Origin of the sequence: Gordonia spumicola (genome assembly GCF_009932475.1) — a bacterium.
Lineage (GTDB): Bacteria > Actinomycetota > Actinomycetes > Mycobacteriales > Mycobacteriaceae > Gordonia > Gordonia spumicola.
The window spans coordinates 590768-610737 of record NZ_BJOV01000003.1 but is presented as its reverse complement, the minus strand read 5'-3'; the positions used below and the strand labels follow the sequence as shown (position 1 = coordinate 610737).

Below are 19970 nucleotides of genomic sequence, written 5' to 3'. Positions count from 1 at the left end.
ATGGGGCGCTACCCTGTGCCGGTGGAGAATGTCGAACAGCAGAACATCGGTCCGGACCTGAGCGTCGTGTCCGGGCGCGCAGCATTGCAGCAGCTCGTCGACCTGCGCGACACCGGGAACTTCACGGTCGTCGACGATGATGACGACGACCCGATCCTGCTGACGCTGCCCGAGCGGAACGTCGTCGACACGTGGCGCGAGGACTACCCGTACCAGGAGCGGATGAGCCGCCGCGAGTACGAGGTCACCAAGCGTCGCCTGCAGATCGAGCTGCTGAAACTGCAGAAGTGGTCCAAGCAGACCGGCCAGCGTCACCTGTTCCTGTTCGAGGGGCGCGACGCTGCGGGCAAGGGCGGCACCATCAAACGATTCAACGAGCACCTCAATCCCCGCGGGGCGAGGGTCGTCGCACTGGAGAAGCCGTCCGAACGCGAGTCGACCGAGTGGTACTTCCAGCGGTACGTCCAGCACCTGCCCGCCGCCGGTGAGATGGTCTTCTTCGACCGCTCCTGGTACAACCGCGCAGGCGTGGAACGCGTCATGAGCTTCTGCACGCCCGCGCAGTACGACCAGTTCATGCACCAGGCTCCGGCGTTCGAGAAGATGCTGGTCGACGACGGCGTGCACCTCACCAAGTTCTGGTTCTCGGTGACGCCGCTCGAACAGCGCACCCGATTCGCGATCCGGCAGATCGACCCGGTCCGCCAGTGGAAGCTGTCGCCGATGGACCTCGCGTCGCTCGACCGGTGGGAGTCGTACACCGACGCCAAGGAGCGCATGTTCGCCGACACGGACACCGATCACGCGCCGTGGACGGTCGTGAAGAGCAACGACAAGAAGCGGGCCCGCATCAACGCGATGCGGTACGTGCTGAGTCTGCACGACTACGACGGCAAGGACGCGTCCATCGTCGGTACACCCGATCCGCTCATCGTGGGTCGTGCGCGCGATCTCGTCGGCGAGTAGCCGGTAGCCTCGAACGAGTGCGAAGTGTTGTCTCGGGCCTGTTCACCGTCGTCGCGATCGTCTGCATGATCGTTGCGGTCCCCGGCATGTGGGTGTCGCAGCGGGTGGTGTCGACGGACGGTTTCGCGAAGTCGGCCGCGGATGCGGCACGAAACACCGAGGTCCAGGACTATTTCGCGGCCAAGGTCGCCGCGGCGGTCGCCGATCAGACTAGCGTCCCGCTCGCCGGTTCGGCGGTGACGCCGCTGGCGCAGAGTTACGTGCGCAGCGACGGCTTCGTCACCGACTTCGAGGAGATCGCCCGCCAGCAGCACGACTGGCTGTTCACCGCGCCCGGAGCCGACACCGACGTCCATGTGATGGACATCAACGTGACGCCGATGGTGAACCGGGTGTTGGCGACGGCTCCGCTGCCGACGCCGGTCACGATCGACCGCCCGATCTACGTCGGCATCGATCAGCACCGGCTGACGGCCGGGTCGCTCGAGTCGACGGGCGACCTCGTCGACACGACGTCGTGGGCGGCGCTCATCGGTGCGATCGTCGCCGGGCTCCTCGCGGTGGCGACGGCCAATCGTCGGTCGACGGTGCTCGCGTGGCTCGGAGTGGGCCTGGTGCTCGCGGCGCTCGGCGCGTTCGGCGTGGCCCAGTACATCCGGACGCTCGCGGGCGACAAGGCGGCCGACACGGATGAGGCGGCCCGCCGGACCGTGGAGGTCGTGGCGGACGGCGTCTCGTCCGACCTGGCGCACGTGGCGCTCGTCGTCGGAGCCTCCGGGGCCCTCGTGATCGCCGCCGGCCTGGTGCTGCGCGTGGCCTCTGGCCGTCGAACTCGGATGTACTGAGATGCGTGCGGGCGTCGTGAGGATCGCATCGTGGATCCGCAGCGCGCCCGTGACCTACGCCTGGCTGTTCGTCCTGCTGGTCACCACCATCGCCCAGCACACACTGGCGCCCGGAGTCGTCGACCGGATCCTCGGCAGGCGCTCGACCAACCTCGAGAACCTGTCGGAGCATCCGATGCGGGCGATGGTCGGCAGCCTCTTCTGGTTGGACGGGGCCTACTGGCTCCCGTACCTGATCGGCTTCACCGTGTTCCTCGCCGTCGCCGAACGGTGGCTCGGAACCGGGCGGTTCGTGATCGTCGGGCTCGCGGGTCACGTCCTCGCGACCCTCGCCAGCCAGGGCCTGCTCGACCTCGCCATCGGGCATGGTCGCGCCGACCCCAGTCTGCGTGACGCTGTCGACGTCGGCGTCAGCTACTTCATGGCGGCGGTCGTCGGGGTCCTCGCGTATCGGCTCACCTCGTGGTGGCGGTGGATCTACGCGGCGGTCGTGCTCGCGACGGTCGTCACGCCCCTCGTGGTCGGCGCACCCGACTTCACCGACGCCGGGCACTTCGCGGCCACCGTCATCGGTCTCGCGCTGTACCCGATCACCCGTGGCAGGCCCAGACTCCGCTCACCCCTGCACTGGTTCCGTCGCTAGGGTCCCGAACCGCTATTCCTTTGTGTAAGTATTCGCATCCCAATTGTGGTCGAGCCGGTTCATCCGTTCAGTAAATAGTCGTACATTCATGGTGGTTGAGCCGGGACGGAGCGATAGCGGAGGGCCGCGTCGAAACCTGGTGAGGTCGCCTGAAATCACTGGTCACGCCACGTTTCATGGTGACGATTCGACAGTAGCCGGACTGCAGTTCCAGCGAATGTCACCGGGTTTCGACGCGGCCCTCCGCTATCGCTCCGTCCCGGCTCAACCACCGTTGGGGGTGCGAGTACTTATGCAACGGACTAGCGGTTCAGGACACTAGGGTCCCGAACCGTCAATCCGGTGCGAATACTCATACAACGTTGCGAGCCTGGTCAGGAGCGCGTGTCGATGACGAAGGCGAGACGGTCGGCGTCGAAGCGGAGTCGGCCGCGGTCGAAGGCGGCCGACACGGAGCCGTCGTCGGCGAGTTCGCCCGGGGTCCCGGTGATCATGGTCCCGTCCGTGCGCAGCAGCCACACCTCGTCGGACAGACGCATGACGAGTTCGAGCTCGTGCGAGCTCATCAGCACGGCGATGCCCTGTTCGCGGGCAAGCGTGGCGAGCAGGTCGAGGAACTCGACGCGCGACGGGGCGTCCAGGTGAGACGTCGGTTCGTCGAGCACCAGCAGCTCCGGCTCCTGCGCGAGGGCGCGGGCGGCGAGGACGCGCTGACGCTCGCCGTCGGACAGGTCGTGGAACTGGCGGTCGGCGAGATGCTTGGCGCGGACCGCGGCGAGGGCGTCGTCGGTGCGTCGGCGGTCGACGTCCGACAGCCGGCCCGTCGGTGAGAGGTACGGGGTCCGGCCCAGTGCGGCCACCTCGCGCGCGGTGAGGCGACCCGGTTCCACGGTGTCGGTGGTGACGACGGCGACGCGTCGGGCCAGCTCCGCGGCCTTCATGGACGAGACGTCGGTGCCGTCGGCGAGCGTGGCCGTCCCGGACAACGGCGGCTGCAGTCCGCAGACCGTCCGCAGCAGCGTCGACTTGCCCGCGCCGTTGGGTCCGATCAGCGATGTGAGACGGCCGGTCTCGGCCACCGCGGACAGGTCGGACGCGACGGTCCGGCCGCGTCGTCCCCGATAGCCGACGGTGAGTCGGTGCAGTTCGAGGCCGGTCATACGACGCCTCCTCGGTTGCGGCCGCGCAGCAGGACGGCGATCACGATCGGCGCCCCGACGATCGCCGTGACGGCGTTGAGCGGGAGGGACATGTTCTCGCCAGGCAGGTCGGCGAGGGCGCCGCACCACACGGCGAGGACGGCTCCGGCCAGTGCGCAGCCGGGGATCAGTACGCGGTGGTTCGAGGTGCGCAGCAGCCCGCGGACCACGTGGGGGATCACCAGCCCGAGGAAGCCGACGGGTCCGCAGAACGCGGTGACCACGCCCGTGAGCAGCGCGGCGGTCAGCAGGGTGACAGTCCGCGCGATGCGCAGGTCGACGCCCATCGACCGCGCGTACCCCTCGCCGAGCAGCAGCGCGTTCAGCGGTCTGACGGTGAAGAACACGATGAGGATCGTCACCGCGACGACCGGTGCCGCCAGGCGGATGTCGCTCCACGACGTGGACGAGAACGTCCCGAGACCCCAGATCATGTACTTCTGCACCGACGTCGGGTCGGCGTAGACGATGAGGACGGCCACCAGAGCTCCGGTCACCGATCCGAGCATCACGCCGATCAGCAGCAGCGTCACCGCGTTGCGGACCCACACCGCCATCAACAGGATGATGCCGAGGACCGCGGCGGCGCCGGCCGCCGCGGCCAGGACGATGCCGAGTCGGCCCCACCCGGCGACGACGCCGACGAACGCCGGACCGCCCGCCCCGCCCGCGAGCGCGACGACCGCCACCCCGAGGCTCGCGCCCGAGTTCGCCCCGAGGATGTACGGGTCGGCGAGCGCGTTGCGGAACAGGGTCTGCATCTGGAGGCCCGCGACGCCGAGCGCGGCCCCGGCGATCGCCGACGTCGCGATGCGCGGCAACCGCACCAGACGCAGGATCGCGTCGTGGCCGGGGTCGGCCGCGTGACCGCCGGTCAGGACGTGCACCACGTCCGACACCGGGAGTACGACGGCGCCGATCGACGCCGTCACCAGGGCCGACACGACGGCGACGACGATCAGCGCAGGCCACGCCCAGCCGCGGGACCGGGTGGTCACTGCGGCGGCAGCTGCAGATAGAACACGGAGTCGTGACCCGGGAACAGGTCGGGATGCAGGATTGCGGCCAGGTCGGCGAGGACGAGGTCGGGACGCAGGACACCGCGCTCCCAGTAGTCGTTGCCGCCGGTGGCGCTCATGGCCTTCGTGGCGTTCCACGCGCGCTTGGCGGGCTGGGCGAACACCCGGTACCGCTCGTCCTGCTTGTAGAGGTCGGCAAGGCTCGCGACGGTCATATCCGACAGCAGCCACGCGTCGGCGGTCCGGGACCTGTCGATCACCGACTCGATCGACAGGCGCAGGGAGCCGGTCGACGGGTCGGACGCCCACGGGTAGTCGCCGCCCGCGTCCCGGACCAGGCGGCCGAAGTAGTTGCCGCCCGCGGGCATCGTCCAGGCGCCGTTCTCGATGCCGCCGACGAGCACGTTCGTCTTCGGTGCGGCGGCTGTCTTCGCGGCGACGTCGTCGTACTGCCGCTTGATCTCGGAGAACACCTCCGCGGCCTTCTTCTCGGTCCCGGTGAGCGCGGCGAAGAACTTGATCCACTCCGCGCGGCCGAGGGGAGTGGCCTCGAGCCAGTCGGCGTCGGCGAGGACCGGGACCCCCGCCTGGCGGATCTTGGCGTACGACGGGTCCTCGTTGCCGTCGGAGACGAGGACGTCCGGCTGTCCGGCGATCACCTTCTCGACGTTGGGGACGCCCGCGTCGGCGTACTGGACCACCTTGCCCGCGTCGATCCGCGCGCGGATCTCCGGCGTCGAGACGTAGTCCGCGGAGCTGACGCCCGTCACCGTGTCGGTGGCCCCGAGCGCCACGAGGGCGGGCAGGTGCGTGGTCGACCCGGAGTACAGGGATCGGACCGGAACCTGCACCTGGGGTGCGTCGGCGAGCGCGGCGTCGAGCGTCGGGGCGGGCGCGCCGCACCTGACCAGCACATACGATGCGGGCTTCGCGCCGGGTGACGGCTCCTTGACGGTGACCACCTGATACGACTTGTGGTACTCGATGGCGAGTCCGGACGCGTCGGTGATCGTCGACTTGTCGGGGAAGTAGTCGGTGTTCGCGTCGAAGTCGGTGATGCAGTCACGGTCGGCTCCCGCATCGTTCGACGACGATCCGGAGCATCCGGCGACGGTCAGGGGGACCACGAGCAGGCACGCGAGCGCGGCCTTGCGGAAATGCGGGCGCACGGCATGCACCTCTCTCGGGGACACACCGCCCCGGTGAGAAGGGTCAGCTCGCCGCGGAGGTCTGGCTGTGGCCCCGGGGGCGCACACAGTGGCGGGTACCGCGCCGGGTTCGCACCGGCTTCCCCACGCCGAAGCTGGTTGACGTCAAGAAACGTAACTGCCCGGTGAGCGAGTCCGCAAGTCCACCGTCATGTCTCGATTAGAACGTATGAATCAATCTATTGTGATTTGTGACATATGGGTGTAGGGTGGAGACAACGAAAGAAGAGGGCACCCTTCGGAGGAGGTGGACACCATGACGAGCATCGAACTCCCCGACAATCCGCTCGAGCTCGCTCGACTGCGGGACGAGGTCACGCGGAAGCTCGCCTCGGCGTCGCTCGCCGGGTTGTCCGATCGGGAACTGCTCGCGGCCTCCGAGGTCAATGAGCGGTCCAACCGTCGCGGTGTCGGGGTGGATGAGCGGCTGTTCGCCGAGGTCTCCCAGCGGGGTGCGTACCGTCTGGCAGGGTCGCAGATGCCGGGCAAGTACTTGGAAGGTCAGTTGCGGTTGTCGGCGCGGGCCCGTAAACGGCGCACCGATGCGGCGTTGAGCCTGAGTTCGTTGGTCGCCTTCTCCGGCGAGCAACTCGACCCGACCCTCCCGGCCACCGCAGACGCCGTGGCCGACGGCGACCTCTCGCTCGATCACGTCGCGGAGATCGTCGACGTCATCGACGCGATCCCAGCTGCTATTCCGGCCGATGTGAAGGCCCGCGCCGAAGCCGAACTCGCCGAGGTGGCACGGACGTTGACTCCCGAACAGACCCGCACCGCGGGCAAGCGGATTCTCGCCCACCTCGACCCCGACGGTGAGCTGACCGACGACACCGACCGGGCCCGCACCCGTGGTGTGACTCTGGCTCCGCAGGATCGGCGGCTCATGTCGGCGATCAGCGCCAAACTGACTCCGGCGGCACGCGCGAAACTCGAAGCGCTGCTCGTGTCATGGGCGGTGCCGGGGATGAACAATCCCGACGACGAGCAGTCCCCGTCCGGATCATCGGCGAACGTCGATCCCGAGGCGCTGTCTGCGGCGGCTGAGCGGGACTCCCGTTCGCAGTCGCAGCGCAATCACGATGCGCTGGAGTCGATGTGGACGTTCCTGATCGCCAATGGCGGTCTCGGTGAGGGCACCTCCCTGTCGTCGCAGTTGGTGGTGACCGCGTCGCTGGACGATCTCGAAGCTCGTACCGGAGTCGCCACTACCGCCACCGGGACTCGTCTGCCGGTCAAGGATCTCGTGGAGATCGCCGGAGACGCCACCCCGTGGCTGGAAGTGTTCGCCACCGCGTCCGCGCAGATCCTGTACCTCGGGCGCGGTAAGCGCCTGGCTTCCCGGGCGCAGCGTCTGGCCCTGTTCGGTCGTGATCGTGGCTGCACGGCGCCGGGCTGCACGGTGCCGTGGTCGCGGACCCAGGCGCATCACATGCCCGATTGGCAGGACGGTGGTCCGACGGACATCGACCACTTGGGTGGTGCGTGCGGCTCGCACAACCGCAGCGTGGATACCAAGCCCGGCGGATGGGAGACCATCATCCTGCAGTCTGGTCCCTTCACGGGCCGGGTCGGGTGGCGGCCCACCGGCTCGAATGAGCCGTGGAAGGTCAATCACGCCCTGCAGCCGGAGAAGATCCTCCCCACGTTCGGCGATCGGGTCACCGAGTCCGGGTCGGCGGTCGAGAAGTGGCTGTCCTGCCGGATGCCGGCCCCACCACCGGGTCCGCCGGTCCCGCCGGGGACGGATGTGGTGCGGTACCCCGCCTGAGACAGGTCAGGCGGGGATGCCGTCATGCACTCACATCGAGCCGTAGGCGGGGCGCTTCTACGAACGACCCACGGTCCGCCAGAGGAACTCGTACGCGAGGGCGCTCTTGAACGCGGCCTGCTTGTTGTCGGCGGCTCCGCCGTGCCCGCCCTCGATGTTCTCGTAGTAGCGCACCGGTTGTCCCGCGGCTTCGAGGGCCGCCGTGAACTTGCGGGCATGCCCGGGGTGGACGCGGTCGTCGCGAGTGGACGTCGTCACCAGCAGTTGCGGGTAGGCGGGGTCAGAGCTCACCCGCTGGTACGGCGAGTACTCCGAGATGAACTCCCACTCGGCCGGATCGTCGGGGTCGCCGTACTCGGCCATCCATGACGCGCCCGCCAACAGCAGGTGATACCGCTTCATGTCGATCAACGGCACCTGGCACACCAGCGCGCCGAACAGTTCCGGGTAACTCGTCGCCATCACGCCCATCAGAAGGCCGCCGTTCGATCCGCCCTGCGCCGCGAGCTGCGCGGGCGTGGTCAGACCGCGGTCGACGAGGTCGCGTGCGATTGACGAGAAGTCCTCGTACACGAGATGCCGCCCGGCCTTCACGGCCTGCGTGTGCCACTGGGGTCCGTACTCGCCGCCGCCGCGGATGTTCGCGTACACGTAGATGCCGCCGCGCGTGATCCAACTGCGCGCCGCGACCGCGAGGTATCCGGGCGTCAGTGAGTTCTCGAAGCCGCCGTAGCCGTACAGCAGTGTCGGGCCCTGCTCCACGTCGTCCCGTTTGATCACGAAGTACGGGACCTCGGTGCCGTCGTCGGACGTCGCGAAGTACTGACGTGTGCTCACGCCCGATGCGTCGAACCGCTCCGGCGACGACTTGATCGGCTCCACGCCGGTCCGGGCGTCGCCGTACAACAGAGTCGGGGCCTGCGTGAACGAACTCGACGACAACCAGATCTCGTCGCTGTGGTCGGCGTCGGTGTCGAGGACGCCGATCGTCGCGAACTCCGGGACACCCGCGAGCTCGGTCGGCGTCCACGTGTCGAACTCGACGGCCTGCAACCGCGTCGCGACGTCGTGCAGCGTGACCAGGATCAGGCGCGACTGCGTGACCGCGTAGGTCTCCAGGCTGGTGTGCGCATCCGGCTCGAACAGCACCGTGTGCGTGCGGTCGCCCGCCAGGAAGGCGTTGTAGTCGAACGCCAACAATGATCCCGCTGCGCGTTCGACACCGTCGACGGTCCACGCCGACTTCGGGGACACCAGCATCACGTCGTGCCGCAGCGAGAAGTCGGCGTCCGACGGGATGTCGACCTTGATCAGCTCGCCGTCGCGGATCTCGAACTGGTCGGCGTTGTAGAAGTCTGTCGATCGGTACGCGAAGTGCCGCTCGAACCCGGGTGTCGAGTCGAACACCGCGCCGACCGCGACGTCGTCGACCTCGCCGGTGAACACCGTCACCGCGTCGGTGAGGTCGGTGCCGCGCGACCAGCGCTTCACCACGCGAGGGTAGCCGGACGACGTCCACGAACCGGCCCCGTCGGGCTGCTCGCCGAAGTCGGTGCCGACGTAGACGGTGTCCCTGTCGATCCACCCGACGCTCGACTTGTTCTCGGGCAGCGCGAAGCCGTCGTCGACCCATGTCCGCGACGGGACGTCGAATTCGCGGACCACCGATGCGTCCGCTCCGCCCCGCGACAGGGAGATCAGTGCGCGGTCGTAGTCGGGCCGCAGCATCGCGGCCCCGCCCCACACCCAGTTCTCACCTTCGGCCTCGCGGAGAGCGTCGACGTCGATCAGCACGTCCCACACGGTGTCGTCCGACCGGTACGACTCCAGCGTCGTCCGACGCCACAGCCCGTACGGGTTGGTCGTGTCGACCCAGAAGTTGTAGAGGAACTCGCCGCGTCGGCGCACGTACGGGATCCGGTCGTCCGACGACAGGATCTCCAACGTGTCCGCCTCCATCTCGGCGAACCTGTCCGATGACGTCAATTCGTCGACAGTCGGCTGGTTGTGCGCTCGCACCCAGTCGAGGGCTTCGTCTCCGGTGACGTCTTCCAGCCACAGGTGGGGATCGTCGATCGTGTTCTCGTCGGTCACGGTTCCCCAGGCTACGCACCCTCGTCAGCGCAGCGCCGGTTCGGCGTCTTCGGGCTCGGCGCTGGGGATGTCGGTGCCGCGCAGCGACGCGCCCGCCGTCTCCTTGAGGAAGTGGAGGGCGACCATGCCGATGAGGCAGGCGCCCATCATGTAGGCGGCCGGGAACAAGTGCCAGCCGGTGTCGCCGACCACCCAGTCGTTCACCAGCGGAGCGGTGCCGCCGAACGCGGCCGTCGACACGTTGTACGAGATGGCGAAGCCCGCGTACCGCACGTGCGTCGGGAACATGGCGGGGAAGGTCGCCGAGATCGTCGCCAACTGGGGGATGTACAGCAGGCCGAGGACGGCGAAGCCGACGATCGCCCACGCGAAGCCCTGACCCATGAGCCAGTACATCGGCAATGCGAAGACGAACAGCCCGATCAACGAGGCTCGCCACATCGGTTTGCGGCCCGTCGAATCGGACCAGCGGCCGAAGACCGGGATCATCAGCATCATCAGGATCTGGCCGATGAGGATCACCCATGAGCCTGCCGACTCGGACAGGCCGATGGTGTTCTTCAGGTAGTCGGGCTGGTAGGCCAGGAGCGTGTAGTTCGACACGTTCAACGCGATCACCATGCCGAACATGATCAGCGCGGGCCGCCAGTAGTCGACGGCCGCGGTCTTGAGGAGTTCCAGGCCGGACGGTTCGTGGCCGCGCTTGCTCTCGACCTCGGCGAAGACGGGCGGATCGTCCAACTGCGACCGCAGGTAGAGGCCCGCGAGACCGAGGGGGAGGGCGACGAGGAACGGGATGCGCCAGCCCCACGAGGCCATCTGGTCGGCGTCGAGGATCGACGTCAGCAGCAGCACGAACGCGGTGCCCGCGGACAGTCCGGCCATCGTGCCGAACTCCAGGAAGCTGCCGAGGCGACCGCGCTTGCGGTCGGGGGCGTACTCGGCCATGAACGTCGCCGCGCCGCCGTATTCGCCGCCGGTCGAGAATCCCTGGACCACGCGCAGCAGGATCAGGAGCACGGGAGCCCAGACGCCGATCGACGCGTGGGTCGGGAGCAGGCCGATGAGGGCCGTCGCGAGCGAGATCAACAGGATCGTGAGGGCGAGCACGTGTTTGCGACCCAGCTTGTCGCCGATCGGGCCCCACACGAAGCCGCCGAGCGGTCGTAGGAGGAACGACACCGCGAAGCCGAGCATGGTGCCTGTCGTGCCCCACGCGCCGGGGAAGAACGCCTGCGTCAGGTAGGTGGTCGTCGCGGCGTAGACGCCGTAGTCGTACCACTCGGTCGCGTTGCCGATCGCGGATGCGGCGATCGCCTTGCGGACGAGTGCGGTCGGCGGAGCCTGGAAGTCCTGGGTGGACGGCGAGTCAGTCATTTCTGTTCGTCGATTCGTGCTCGAGGAGTCGATGTCTCCGGGTCAGGTGGACGGGTCGCTCGCTTCGCGCAGAGCGGCGGTTACCACTTCCTGACGGTCCTCGCGGACGGTTGACGACGAGGGGATCATTCCCCCGAATGGACTACATCCACACCTAGCATGTCCATTCGTCGATGGGAAACGCGAAGGCGGCGTTCACGGCCCCTGAGAGCGCCGTTCATGCAGGTGAGAAGGTATCCGGAACTTCTCCCTCACGAATCGGACACCGTGTCTGCGAATAGATCGTCGGCATGCAGAGGTTGCAGTGGACGCAGCGGGACGTCGTCGTCGGATCGTCCTTGATCCGCAGCGGCAGATCGGGTTCGCGGAGCAGGGCCCGGCCCATCGCCACGAAGTCGAAACCCGCGTCGAGCGCGGTCTGCATCGACGCCCGATCGGTGATGCCGCCGAGCAGGATCAGCGGCAGTGAGACCGACGCGCGGAGCTCCGCGGCCAGCGGGAGCAGGTAGGCGTCCCGATACGGATAGTGCTTGAGGAACAGCGGGCCGACGGCCTTCATCCCGGTGCGGATGGGGCCCTTCATCGCATCGGCGAACTCGGCCAGCGGAGGTTTCCCGTGGAACAGGTACATCGGGTTGAGCAGCGAGCTGCCCGCCGTCGGCTCGATGGCGTCGATGAACCCGTCCGCCTCGAACAACTGCGCCGTCTCACAGGCCTGGTCGACGTTGAATCCGCTCCACGGCTTGCCGCCACGTCCACGTCCCGGCTTGCCGACGCCGTCGAACATGTTGAGCTTGGCCCAGACCGCCGCTTCGTCGCCGACCGCGCCGCGGACCGCTTCGAGGACTTCGCGGGCCAGGCGGGCGCGGTTCTCGACCGATCCGCCGTAACCGTCGCGCCGATGATTCAGCAGCGGCGACAGGAAGGAGCTGATCAGGTAGTTGTGCCCGCAGTGCACTTCGAGGGCGTCGAAACCGCAGTCGACGGCCAGTCGTGCCGCGTCGGCGAAGTTCCGGGTGACGCGTTTGATGTCGTCGGCATCGACTTTGGCTGTCGCCGACATGCCCATCGGAGCCGGGATCCGGCCGGGGCCGAGGGCCTTCGCGCGGTTGGAGATCGAGTTGGCGACCGGCCCGGCGTGCCCGAGTTGGGCGGCGGCGAGCGCTCCCTCGGAGTGGATGGCGTCGGTGAGACGCCGCAGACCCTCCGCGGCCTCCGGGACCATCAGGATCTGATGACGGTCGGTCCGCCCCTCCGGTGCGACCGCGCAGTAGGCGACGGTGCTGATCCCGACGCCGCCCGCCGCGGTCTCGCGGTGGAACTCGATCAGTTCGTCGGTGACGAGCGCGTCGGGGGTGCGGCCCTCGAACGTCGCGCACTTGATCAGCCGGTTGCGAGGGGTGATCGGGCCGAGCGGTGCGGGAGCGAACGGGTCGACCGTCGAGAGATGGCTGGTCATCGTGGATCCTTCCGGGAGGGACTCGGGCCGGTCAGGCCCGCGGTGAGGAAGTCGGCGAGTGCCGCGATGGTCGCGGGGCTCGGCGTCGACGGGGCCGACAGTTCGGTCATCAGCACGGTGAACGTGAAGCGCCACCGTCGTCGCGCGGTGGCCTCGTCGACGTCGATCGCACGGGTGAGCAGCGCCACCCACGCCTGCGTGCGGAACCACGTCCCGGTCCAGTCGAGTTCACCGTGCGTCATCACGAACCGTCCCAGCAGGCGGAGGTGCTGGGCCAGTTCTGGTTCGGAGGCGAGGCGGCCGATCGGCTCGAGGATGGCGTCGACGATCTCCCGGACGGACGTGTCGCGGTCGCTGATGTCGTCGAGCGGCTCCGCCCAGACGGGTCCGAGGCGGTCTTGGAGCAGCGTGGTGACCAATCCCTCACGCGAGCCGAAATGGTAGTGGACAGCGGCCGGGTTGACGCCGGCTTCGGTGCAGACGGCGCGGACTCTGAGCTGCTCGTACGGGGTGTCGACGAGGATTCTCTCCGCGGCGTCGAGAAGACGGGTGCGGGTCACGTCTGTCGCCATGACGTGCAGTACATCACGTTTCAAACATTGTTTCAATCATTGATTGAAACTTCCTGGACCGAGCACCGACACCGCAGGCCGATGAGCGTTAGGGTGGACGTCGTGGCTGAACATTTTCAAACAGTTGTCCTGGGAGCCGGACCCGGTGGGTACGTGGCCGCGATCCGGTCCGCCCAGCTGGGCATGAAGACCGCCGTCATCGAAGAGAAGTGGTGGGGCGGTGTCTGTCTGAACGTCGGCTGCATCCCCTCCAAGGCGCTGCTCCGCAACGCCGAACTCGCCCACGTCTTCAATCACGAGGCCAAGACCTTCGGCATCAGCGGGGAGGTGTCGTTCGACTTCGGCGCCGCTTTCGACCGCTCTCGCCAGGTGTCCGACGGCATCGTCAAGGGCGTCCACTTCCTCATGAAGAAGAACGGCATCACCGAGATCGACGGCTACGGCGTCTTCTCCGACGCCAAGACCATCAAGGTCGGCGACCGCGAGATCACGTTCGACAACGTCATCATCGACACCGGCTCCACCGTCCGTCTCCTGCCCGGAGTCGAGCTGAGCGAGAACGTCGTCACCTACGAGACGCAGATCCTCACGCGCGACCTCCCGAAGTCGATCGTCATCGTCGGCGCGGGCGCGATCGGCATGGAGTTCGGATACGTCCTCGCCAACTACGGCGTCGACGTCACCATCGTCGAGTTCATGCCGCGCATCCTCCCGAACGAAGACGCCGACGTCTCCAAGGAGATGACGAAGGCCTACAAGAAGCTCGGCGTCAAGATCATGACCGGCACCGGCGTCCAGACCGTGGACGATCAGGGCAGCCAGGTCGTCGTCACGTACAAGGACGCCAAGGGCAACGACGGCAGCCTGACCGTCGACAAGGTCCTCATGTCCGTCGGCTTCGCGCCGCGCGTCGAGGGCTTCGGTCTGGAGAACACCGGTGTCGCACTCACCGACCGCGGCGCCATCGCGATCGACGATCACATGCGCACCAACGTCGACGGCATCTACGCGATCGGCGATGTGACCGCGAAGCTGCAGCTCGCGCACGTTGCCGAGGCTCAGGGCGTCGTCGCCGCCGAGACGATGGCCGGAGCCGAGACCATGACGCTCGGCGACTACCGGATGATGCCGCGCGCCACGTTCTGCCAGCCGCAGGTCGCATCGTTCGGACTCACCGAGGAGCAGGCCAAGGCCGAAGGGTACGACGTCAAGGTCACCAAGTTCCCGTTCAGCGCCAACGGCAAGGCGCAGGGACTCGCCGCACCGGCCGGCTTCGTCAAGCTGATCACTGACGGGACCAACGACGAACTGATCGGCGGTCACCTGGTCGGCGACAACGTCTCCGAGATGCTGCCCGAACTGACCCTGGCGCAGAAGTGGGACCTGACCGCCAAGGAACTCGCCCGCAACGTCCACACGCATCCGACGATGAGTGAGGCCCTGCAGGAGACCTTCCACGGCGCGATCGGCCACATGATCAACCTGTAAGAGGAACCCCGACGCGAAAGTGTTGAGTTGAGGCCCGTCACGGACCTCAACTCAACACTTTTCTCGTCTCCGGGACGACTACAGGTCGGTGACTCGTGTGACCGACCCGTTCGGGAGGTACGCGATGGTCGTGATCGTCGCCGAGCCGTCCGGGGCGATGGTGATCCCTTGATTGACGGGTGATCCGGGGATCGTGATCGTGCGCGTGGTTCCGTCCGGGTCGATGTACATCACGAAGGTCGTCGACGACCCGGTGCTGCCGTAGGCGTACGCGCCGCCACCCGGCCTCTCGACGACCTGATAGAGGGTTCCGGCAGGTATCGGGATCGATCTGGGAGTGGTTCCGTCGATCATCACGATCGGTGGACCGGCCGTCAGCGGCGTCAAGTACAGGATGCCGGTATCTCCGACCGTCTTGTTGTAGTACCGGCCGTCGAACGAGAGATCGGTCGATGTGCCGTCCGGTCGGACGATCGTCACCGGGGTCGTGTACCCGGACGTCTGGTCGCCGGTGAGCCCGACATACGCTGCGGATCCGTTCGGAAGCATCGTCGGCAGTGCGCCCAGAGACGTGACCACCGAGGGCCTCGGGGAACCGCCCGGCACGACGGGCGTCGCGTACCAGGTCCAGCCGCTGGTCGGCGAGGAGACGTACGAGCGCACGTACACGGTGCCGTCCGCGCCGACCGCGGTGCCGGACGTCGGTGTCCCGGTCACGGTGCATGTACTCGACCCGCCGCCGGGACGCAGGTCGGTGATCAGGCATCCTCCGCTGATGGTCTGTGTGACGAGGTACGGGGTCTCGCCCGCGAAGACGACCCCGTCGACGGCGTTGCCGGTGACGGTGCGGGTCGTCGATCCGTTCGGCGTCATGATGATCACCGTGGTGCTGTTGTCGAAGTTGCGGATCGGGAGATAGGCGGTGCCGTCAGCGCCGAATGTCGGCCTGGACGTGGCATCGCCAGTCGCCGAGTAGCTGTGTGGTCCGCTGGGCGTGATCGTGTGCACCGTCGTCGTCGACCCGGACGTCGCCACGTAGTACGGGATCCCCGTCGGACCCACCGTGAGCTTGTTGAAGTCGGTCACCGGGCCGCCGCCGAGGACATGCGTGGTGACCTGGCCGGTGGGGGAGATGTAGGAGGTTCGGTACACGTCCCCGTTCGCCGTCGACTCGATGGTGGTCAGCGCGACGGTCCCGTCGGCGGCGACGTCGTAGCCGCGAGTGGCTCCGAGGATCGGCCCGGTCACCGTCGTCCCGGTCGGCGAGATCACCGACAGGTAGGACGTGGTCGCCGACTGGGTGACCGCGTAGACGGTGGTCCCCGCCGGTCCGTGGCGGAACGTCAGGGGCCGGGCGGTGGTGCCGGGCGTTCCGGTGCCGTTGAGCGAGGTCCACCGTCCGTCGTCGCCGAGCCGGTAGACGGAGTACGAGCCCTGGTCGGCGACGGTGAGATACGCGTCGCCGGAGGGATCGAGCTGGACTCCTCCCGACGGGCTCCCCGGAATCTGGGCCCGGCCGATCGTCCCATCGGGGGAGACGACGGTGACGTTGGTGGTGCTGCCGGACGAGTCGTATGCCGTCAGGTAGCGGGTTCCGTCCGGCCCGAGGACGACCGGACCGACCGCGTAGCCTGCCGCGGTGACCGGGTCGACGGTGACGGTGACCAGCCTGGTGACGACGCCGCCGTGACCGTCGTCGACCTCGATGGTGAACGTGTCGGTGCGAGTACTCGCCGGGGCGTTGATGTCGGACGCGGCCAGCCGCATCGCGGCGGTCGGCGTGTACGTGTAGGTGCGGGCGGTCGGGTCGAGAACGACGGTTCCGCCCGCCGCGGTCGTGTACGTCCCCGGCGTGCCGGTCGGGGCGGCGTCGGTGACCCGGAAGCGGAGCGGATCGTTCTGCGCGTCGGACGCCGTGAAGCCGCCGCTGACGACCGCGCTGCCGCCCGCGGGCGCCGGTGCGGGAGGGACGGTCAGGACCGGTGCGCTGTTGGTGCCGACGAGCGGCAACACCAGCGTCGACGTGGTCGAGTCGATCCCATCGGATGCGACCAGCGTGACGACGGCGTTCACCTGATCGGGGCCGGCGTCCGTCGCCGATGCGGCGTGCCGGGCGGCCGTCGACGGGGTGAACGTGTAGGTTCCGTCGGCCCGCCACACGAAGGTTCCCTGGGGAGTCGACACGGTGCTCCCGCGCGTGTAGGCCTGGCCGTTCACGGTGTAGGTCAGCGGATGCCCGTCGGCGTCGGCGACGGTCATCGTGCCGGTGTTCGTGGTGGCGCCGTCGTTCCGGTTCCCCGCCGTGAACTGTGGAGCGGTGTTGCGGGCGGGGACCGTCACGACGGCGACCGTCGCCGGGCCGTGGCCGTCGGACACATGGACCGTGAAACTGTCGGTGGCCGTCGGCGACCCGCCGATCGGGGCGGTGTAGACGAACGTCCCGTCGGGGGCGACGGTGACGCTTCCGCCGCCCGTCGTCGTCGACGACGGTGCCGAGAAGGTCAAGGGGTCGTGGTCCACGTCGCTCGCCCGCGGGGCCAAGCTGCCCGTGGAGGTGCCCGCCGCGACAACCGCGCCGACCGGGGTCGTCGTGTCGAGCTGGGCGGGCGAGTTGGCCCCGACGATCGCGAACGAGACGTCCGTCGCGGCCGTTCCTCCGTGACCGTCCGCGGCTCGGATGACGACGACGTCCGTCTTGTCGGTGGACGATGCGCCGTCGGCGGCCGCACGGTGACGCGCCTGGTATGTCGGCGTGTAGGTGTACGTGCCGTCCTGCCTCCAGACGAACGAGCCCTTGGGCGTGGTGACGGTCTGGCCGCGGGAGTACGCGACGCCGTTGACGGTGTACGTGATCGGATCTCCGTCGGGGTCGGACGCGGTCAACACGCCCGTACTCGACGAGGGGGAGTCGACCCTGTTCGACTCGGTGACCAGCGGCACGGAGTTGTCCGCGGTGATCGGAGCGGTGACGGTGGTGGAGGCCAGTCCGCCGAATCCGTCGTCCACCGCGATGGTGATGGTCGTGGACTTGTCGTCGGCGGTCGCTCCGGGCGCCGACGCCGCATGGCGCGCGGCCGCGGACGGAGTGAACGTGTAGCCGTCGTCGGTGCTGTTCCAGGTGAACGCTCCCTTGACCGTGTACACGGTCTCGCCGCGGCGGTACGTCATGCCGTCGACCGTGTAGGTCAGCGGATCGTCGTCCGCGTCGTCGACGGTGAGACGGCCCGTCGTCGACGACGCGGCGTCGACCTGGTCGCTCGCAGTCAACGTCGGCGCCGCGTTGACGCGCGGCACGGTGTTCTGGAAGAAGCTGCCGTCCGATCGCCGGACGATGCTCCCGGCGACGACGGGTCGCCCCTGATCGTCGCGGGGCGTCTGGACCACCAACTGGTCCAGCGCGGATCCGGTCGCCGACACACCGAACGTGTGGGAGGAGCCGGGTGCGATGGCGACGTACTCGGCGATGTTCTGCGTGCCGCCGTTCGTGTTGTACTGCAGCACCGAGATCGGCGTCGTGCCCGTGTTGTGAACGACGACGGCGCCGGAACCGTCCACCGAGTACTCGACGACGCCGACCGGTGATCCGGGTACGGCCCCGGCGGCCGTGTCCGCATCGGACGGGTCCCAGAACAGGTTCTGCGGATCGACGTCGAGGAAGTAGCGGGGGAACGCGGCGATCGAGACCGGTACGGCGACCGTTCCGCCGTGGCCGTCGTCGACGGTGACGGTGAACGAGTCCGTCGGCGCAGGCGACCGGTCGGTACCGTCCGGCGTGTAGACGAACGACCCGTCCGGACGCATCTCGACCGAGCCGTGGGACGGGGCCGTGGTGACCGCGTACCGCAGGGGGTCGGCGTCGCCGTCGGATGCGGTGACCGTTCCGACCGTCGTGCCGGTTGCACGGTCCACCGCGCCGGTCGTCGGTCCGGCGATGACAGGGGCCGTGTTGTCGCCGGTGATGACGGTGGTGAGCGTCGTAGTCGATGTGCCGCCGCGCCCGTCAGAGGCGACGATCACGAAGGTCTCGGCGGTGTCGTCGGCGTCCGCGTCGTCGGCGGCGGCGCGATGTCTGGCGGCGGCGGACGGTGTGAAGGTGTAGCCGTTCGTGGCGGCGTCCCAGACGAAGTCGCCGGTGTCGGTGGTGAGCGTTGTTCCGCGGGTGTAGCCGACGCCGTTGACCGTGTAGGTGAGCGGGTCGCCGTCGGGATCGGAGGCGGTGATCGTTCCGCTGACCGTTCCGTCGGGGGCGGGTGTGCCGTTGTCGCCGGTGACGGTCGGCGCCTGGTTGGTCGGAGCGGATGCGTCGACGACGACCGACACGGTCCGGTACGTCTCGTGCGCTGACACGCCCGTGAAAAGGGAGAACAGACTGTCGAGGCCGTGAAGGTGAGGTTCGGCGGACGCGTCGGACACCCGGACCTGGAAGGTGTCGACTCCGCTGAAACCGGGGTCGGCGACGTAGCGGTAGCCGCCGGGGACCGCGGTCACAGTCCCGTGCCTCGGTGCCGAAGTGACCGTGTACGTGAGGGCGTCGCCGTCGGCGTCCGACGCGGGAACCGCGACGGCGTAGGTCCGGTCGTCGGTGTCGCCGCCGTCACTGACGGTGGGTGTGGCGGTGGTGGGCGTGCTGTTGAGCAGCTTCTGCTGGAATCGTCGACTCCACCAGCCGAGTATCCAGGGGGCGGGCGCGGCGGGGCTGGTGGAGCCCGCGGCGAGAGGCGCCCCGAACAGTGCCAGCATGCCGAACAGGCTGGGTTCCGGCGCCGTCAGCGGCGCGGTGGCGGGCGCCATGACCGCGAGCGGGGCCGGTTCCGGCGAATCGGCCTGTTGCGCACCGATCGTCGTCGGTGCGAACGCGGCGGGCGAGGCGGGCCGGGCGTCCTGCGGTGGTGCGGTGTCTGCCGTGTCGTCGTCGGTCGACGGAACCGCGGGTGCAGGCGAGGTGGTGATCGTCGTCGTCGCGGTCGGGGTGTCGACGACGGAGGTCTGGGGCGCCGGATCGTCGGGAGGCGACTCCGGGACCACGGGGTCCTGCGTCGCGGGGGCCTCGGACGCGGGCGGCGCGGTATCGGAGGTCTGCGGCGCGGCGGTGCTCGCGTCGGCAGTCGGTGCGGGCGCCGCGGCCGTCTCGTCCGACGCGGGCGCGTCCTCCGGCTCGGTGGGCCGGGTCTGCGCCTCGGTGTCGGACACCGAACTCGTCGACGAGTCGACCGGCTCGTCGGCCTGAGCGTTCCCGGCGGGGCTGAACAGCAGTGATACGCCTGCCGCGGCGCCGATCAGTCGTGCCCGATTGCGTGCGGTGTGGTGCATGGCCGGACTCCCTCGCTGTGAC

General features: G+C 68.5%; 13 protein-coding genes. 5 read left to right on the top strand and 8 right to left on the bottom strand.

Annotation, left to right across the window (positions count from 1 at the left end):
- From ppk2 to GYB83_RS08880, 3 genes are read left to right on the top strand one after another with little or no spacing between them, the layout of a single operon-like run.
- Complete coding sequence (ppk2, locus tag GYB83_RS08890; RefSeq protein ID WP_161895141.1) at nucleotides 1-966, top strand: polyphosphate kinase 2; 966 nt, start codon at nucleotides 1-3, stop codon at nucleotides 964-966.
- Nucleotides 967-983: 17 nt separating this feature from the next.
- Nucleotides 984-1811, top strand: coding sequence for a hypothetical protein (locus GYB83_RS08885; protein WP_161895140.1), 828 nt, complete (start codon nucleotides 984-986; stop codon nucleotides 1809-1811).
- Between the two features lie 16 nt (nucleotides 1812-1827).
- Complete coding sequence (locus GYB83_RS08880) at nucleotides 1828-2454, top strand: rhomboid-like protein (RefSeq protein WP_228461330.1); 627 nt, start codon at nucleotides 1828-1830, stop codon at nucleotides 2452-2454.
- Nucleotides 2455-2828: 374 nt separating this feature from the next.
- On the opposite strand, the gene GYB83_RS08875 is transcribed toward GYB83_RS08880, so the two are convergent.
- Genes GYB83_RS08875 through GYB83_RS08865 form a run of 3 tightly spaced genes read right to left on the bottom strand, consistent with a single transcriptional unit; the run spans nucleotide 2829 to nucleotide 5841 of the window.
- Nucleotides 2829-3614, bottom strand: a complete 786-nt coding sequence (locus GYB83_RS08875; protein WP_161895138.1) for an ABC transporter ATP-binding protein — start codon at nucleotides 3612-3614, stop codon at nucleotides 2829-2831.
- A complete protein-coding gene (locus tag GYB83_RS08870; protein WP_161895137.1) occupies nucleotides 3611-4651 on the bottom strand; it encodes a FecCD family ABC transporter permease in 1041 nt (346 codons plus the stop codon). Before GYB83_RS08870 ends, GYB83_RS08875 begins: the two co-directional genes overlap by 4 nt.
- Nucleotides 4648-5841 (bottom strand): ABC transporter substrate-binding protein, encoded by a 1194-nt coding sequence (locus tag GYB83_RS08865; protein WP_161895136.1) that lies wholly within the window; start codon nucleotides 5839-5841, stop codon nucleotides 4648-4650. Before GYB83_RS08865 ends, GYB83_RS08870 begins: the two co-directional genes overlap by 4 nt.
- Nucleotides 5842-6136: 295 nt before the next feature.
- Here GYB83_RS08865 and GYB83_RS08860 point away from each other — a divergent pair, with 295 nt between their 5' ends.
- Complete coding sequence (locus GYB83_RS08860; protein ID WP_161895135.1) at nucleotides 6137-7648, top strand: HNH endonuclease signature motif containing protein; 1512 nt, start codon at nucleotides 6137-6139, stop codon at nucleotides 7646-7648.
- Nucleotides 7649-7705: 57 nt separating this feature from the next.
- On the opposite strand, the gene GYB83_RS08855 is transcribed toward GYB83_RS08860, so the two are convergent.
- The 4 genes from GYB83_RS08855 to GYB83_RS08840 form a co-directional block, all read right to left on the bottom strand.
- On the bottom strand, nucleotides 7706-9742 hold the full coding sequence (locus tag GYB83_RS08855; protein WP_161895134.1) for a prolyl oligopeptidase family serine peptidase: 2037 nt from the start codon (nucleotides 9740-9742) through the stop codon (nucleotides 7706-7708).
- Nucleotides 9743-9766: 24 nt separating this feature from the next.
- Entirely contained in the window at nucleotides 9767-11119 is a 1353-nt protein-coding gene (locus tag GYB83_RS08850) for an MFS transporter (RefSeq protein WP_161895133.1), read from the bottom strand.
- Nucleotides 11120-11336: 217 nt separating this feature from the next.
- The gene (locus GYB83_RS08845) at nucleotides 11337-12578 is read right to left on the bottom strand and encodes an oxidoreductase (protein ID WP_161895132.1); all 1242 of its coding nucleotides are present in this window, start codon (nucleotides 12576-12578) and stop codon (nucleotides 11337-11339) included.
- Nucleotides 12575-13150, bottom strand: a complete 576-nt coding sequence (locus tag GYB83_RS08840; RefSeq protein ID WP_161895131.1) for a TetR/AcrR family transcriptional regulator — start codon at nucleotides 13148-13150, stop codon at nucleotides 12575-12577. The genes GYB83_RS08845 and GYB83_RS08840 overlap by 4 nt, the downstream gene beginning before the upstream one ends.
- Before the next feature lie 102 nt (nucleotides 13151-13252).
- Here GYB83_RS08840 and lpdA point away from each other — a divergent pair, with 102 nt between their 5' ends.
- Entirely contained in the window at nucleotides 13253-14638 is a 1386-nt protein-coding gene (gene lpdA / locus GYB83_RS08835; RefSeq protein WP_228461327.1) for a dihydrolipoyl dehydrogenase, read from the top strand.
- A gap of 78 nt (nucleotides 14639-14716) precedes the next feature.
- Here lpdA and GYB83_RS08830 read toward each other — a convergent pair whose 3' ends face one another.
- A complete protein-coding gene (locus GYB83_RS08830) occupies nucleotides 14717-19948 on the bottom strand; it encodes a beta strand repeat-containing protein (RefSeq protein WP_161895129.1) in 5232 nt (1743 codons plus the stop codon).
- Nucleotides 19949-19970: the final 22 nt, after the last annotated feature.